We start from the raw sequence: 3,029 nt of genomic DNA on the forward strand, positions 1-3,029 counted from the left end.
CGCTTGCAGGTTTTCTGCTTGACTGTATGTTGCAGATCGGTTATTTCAAAGCAAAACAAGCGTTTTTCCGATTTTCACCTGATGAGGTGGAAAGTGATTGCCATTTTGTCATGTATCGCTATTTTTGCGATACCGCCTGTGAGCTCAAAATGATTACCGATCACGAATATTACACACAACGTAAACTGATAGCCCGGTTATTCAGTTATCGTTTGTGGGTCGGCAGATATCTTCCTCAGCTCGTTACCCAAGCTGAACACCTTGCACGCCGTGACATTACCCCCGGATTTATTGCGACAGAATTGATCTGCTGGCTGAATGACAACAAAATTGTTCGTCCGGGATACTCAACTTTCCAAAAAATCATCAGTCAGGCACTGGTTAATGAACGGCAGCGTCTGGCTGATATTTTATCCGACACATTACAGGCGGAAACCCGGGAAGCGCTGGATGCGCTATTGGTGAAAGAGGAGACGTTATCGGGATTGACGGCCTTAAAACAGGATGCCAAAAGTTTTCGCTGGCGGCAGATGGTCAAAGAACGGGAGAAAAGAACCCTGATAGCACCACTATATTGGGTCGCTAAATCGCTGTTACCCCAGCTCAGCATATCACAGCAAAACCTGTTGTACTTCGCCAGTCTGGTCTCGTTTTATACCATCTATGATCTGCGCAACCTGAAAAAAGAACAAACCTAGCTATACCTGCTGTGTTATGTCTGGCTACGTTACCGGCAACTGTCTGATAATCTGGTCAGTGCCCTTATCTGGCATATGAGGCAGGCAGAAGAACGGTGCAGTGCAGAAGCGAAAAAGAGTTTTGAGGCCGCCCAGCTACGTCGGCAACAGGATAATCAAAAGTTAGGACGTGTACTCTCCCTGTTTGTTGATGAAAACGTGCCCGATAACCTGTTTTTCGGTGATAGCGCATCAGCGACTATGAACAGGCAGGCAAACCAATTGTGTATTTGGATGAAAGTGGTTTCGCGCAGTCAATGCCACGGATATACGGGTATTCAGAAAAGGGGCGGCGTTGTTTTGGTACATATGATTGGCACGCGAAAGGCCGTATTAACGTTATTGGTGCAATTCTCGAAAATACGTTCATCACCTTAAGCTTATTTACTGGCAACATTAATGCCGATGTCCTTCATGCGTGGGTGACGCAGGATTTATTGCCCAAACTCCCACACGGTGCCGTGATAGTCATGGATAATGCGCGTTTTCATAAACGACTTGATACGATACAAGCGATAGCAGAGAGTCAATATCAATTAGAGTGGCTTCCCGCTTATGTGTGCCACGAATGCACCCTGTGGCAAATAAGGGTGCAATGCTGTGCGAGAGATGAGGGTCGGCCCCTCGGAGGCGGTGTCCAGATGCCGCCTTCAAACTACCCTGAGCTGCTGCCGTTAAGAGCGGTGGTGGTGAGCGTCAGGGAAAAGGCGCAGTCAGATGCGTCATGTATGTGTTGTGAAGATGAACGAGAGTGAACTGTGGATGCAGTGTCGAAAGGAACAAGATGATGTCAAAAACACGCTTTATAAGCGGCGTGTGATAAGTCCTGCGGTTATCTGGTTACTGGCTGGGCGGCATCCGGCATATAGACAGCATGAGCACAACACAGGCTCTGGCATGGAACGTGGGAACCTGTCGTCCCGATGTGAAGGGAGTGGCGTCAAGCAGAAAACCTGCAAGCACCTGAGTACCGATGCGGGGCACAGGGGCAGATGGCTCCGTAGTAGTGATGAAATGTCTGTAATGGACGTGGAGCGAAGGGAGCCAGTCGTTGGGATTGTATTACGGGTCAACCGCATAAATGGGAGGAATCTGTGAACCAGTCCAAACCGTTTGCGTTATCCAAACAATCTGTCTGGATAGCGTACAAGAAGGTAAAAGCCAACAAAGGCAGCGCTGGAATCGATGGACAATCGATTGAGGAATTTGATAAGAACCTCGCAGGGAACTTGTACAAACTCTGGAATCGAATGGCCTCGGGCAGCTATATGCCGCCGCCGGTTCGGCGTGTCGAGATACCAAAAGCGACGGGAGGAACGAGACCCTTGGGGATACCCACGGTAGCGGATCGCATCGCGCAGATGGTGGTCAAAGACATACTGGAGCCGATTCTGGAGCCACAATTCCACGTTAACTCCTATGGCTACCGCCCGCATAAATCTGCGCACGATGCCCTGAGAGCAGCCCGGCAACGTTGCTGGCGCACTGACTGGGTGCTGGACGTGGATATCAAGGGATTCTTCGATAACATCGACCATGAACTCCTGATGAGAGCGGTGCGCAGGCATACGGATTGCAGATGGGTGTTGCTCTACATTGAGCGATGGCTAACCGCGTCGGTGTACATGCCGGATGGAACGGTGCAGATAAGGGATAAGGGGACTCCTCAGGGAGGAGTCGTTAGTCCGTTGCTGGCCAATCTGTTCCTGCATTACGCATTCGATATGTGGATGAAACGGGAATTTCCCGTCATCCGGTTTGAGCGATATGCTGATGATAGTGTGCCACGAAGGCATGCACCGGGGACGTAAGTCCCCGTGCAGCTATGCAACACAAGAGATGAGGGCAGGCCCCTCGGTGTCGGCGTACAGGCGCAGGCACCAAACCCCCCACTGCTGCTGCGTTTAAGAGACGTGGTGGTGAGCGAGATGGGAAAAGGTCGGGCATGATCCGATCAGGTAGGGATCGAAGAGACGAACGAAAGTGAACCGTTGATGATGTGTCGAAAGCGTATAGATGATGTCAAAACCATGGTGGAGTCGTTCCTGTGGGATAAGCGCTGGGGGCGACCTGTTTACTGCCTGCGCGGCATCCGGCATAAAGGCGGCGTGAAGTCGATTCAGGCTCTTGTGGGGAACGTGGGAACCAGTCACCCCGATGAGAAGCTGTCTTTCCTACACAAATATTTTAACCCGCCCCCGCGTTATTGAACTTTTCCCTCATAGATTGATCTCAATAAAAAACACGACTTGAGGTAATCTTTATGTTTTCAACCTGCGCCGAACAATGGGC

At 50.4% G+C, this 3,029-nt stretch carries 4 protein-coding genes and 1 pseudogene; all 5 read left to right on the forward strand.

Features of this window, described 5'->3' with window-relative positions; genetic code table 11:
- Positions 1 to 923, forward strand: a pseudogene (locus AACQ38_RS23445) (DUF4158 domain-containing protein); the annotation flags it as partial.
- A gap of 38 nt (positions 924 to 961) precedes the next feature.
- Positions 962 to 1,492, forward strand: a complete 531-nt coding sequence (locus AACQ38_RS23450; protein WP_339367089.1) for a transposase — start codon at positions 962 to 964, stop codon at positions 1,490 to 1,492.
- A complete protein-coding gene (locus AACQ38_RS23455) occupies positions 1,479 to 1,835 on the forward strand; it encodes a hypothetical protein (protein WP_445260639.1) in 357 nt (118 codons plus the stop codon). The genes AACQ38_RS23450 and AACQ38_RS23455 overlap by 14 nt, the downstream gene beginning before the upstream one ends.
- Positions 1,832 to 2,548 (forward strand): group II intron reverse transcriptase/maturase, encoded by a 717-nt coding sequence (gene ltrA, locus AACQ38_RS23460; RefSeq protein ID WP_339367090.1) that lies wholly within the window; start codon positions 1,832 to 1,834, stop codon positions 2,546 to 2,548. Before AACQ38_RS23455 ends, ltrA begins: the two co-directional genes overlap by 4 nt.
- Before the next feature lie 6 nt (positions 2,549 to 2,554).
- Positions 2,555 to 2,686, forward strand: a complete 132-nt coding sequence (locus AACQ38_RS24245) for a hypothetical protein (RefSeq protein ID WP_013183225.1) — start codon at positions 2,555 to 2,557, stop codon at positions 2,684 to 2,686.
- Positions 2,687 to 3,029: the final 343 nt, after the last annotated feature.

Origin of the sequence: Photorhabdus sp. RW14-46, assembly GCF_963887965.1 — a bacterium.
Taxonomy (GTDB): domain Bacteria; phylum Pseudomonadota; class Gammaproteobacteria; order Enterobacterales; family Enterobacteriaceae; genus Photorhabdus; species Photorhabdus laumondii.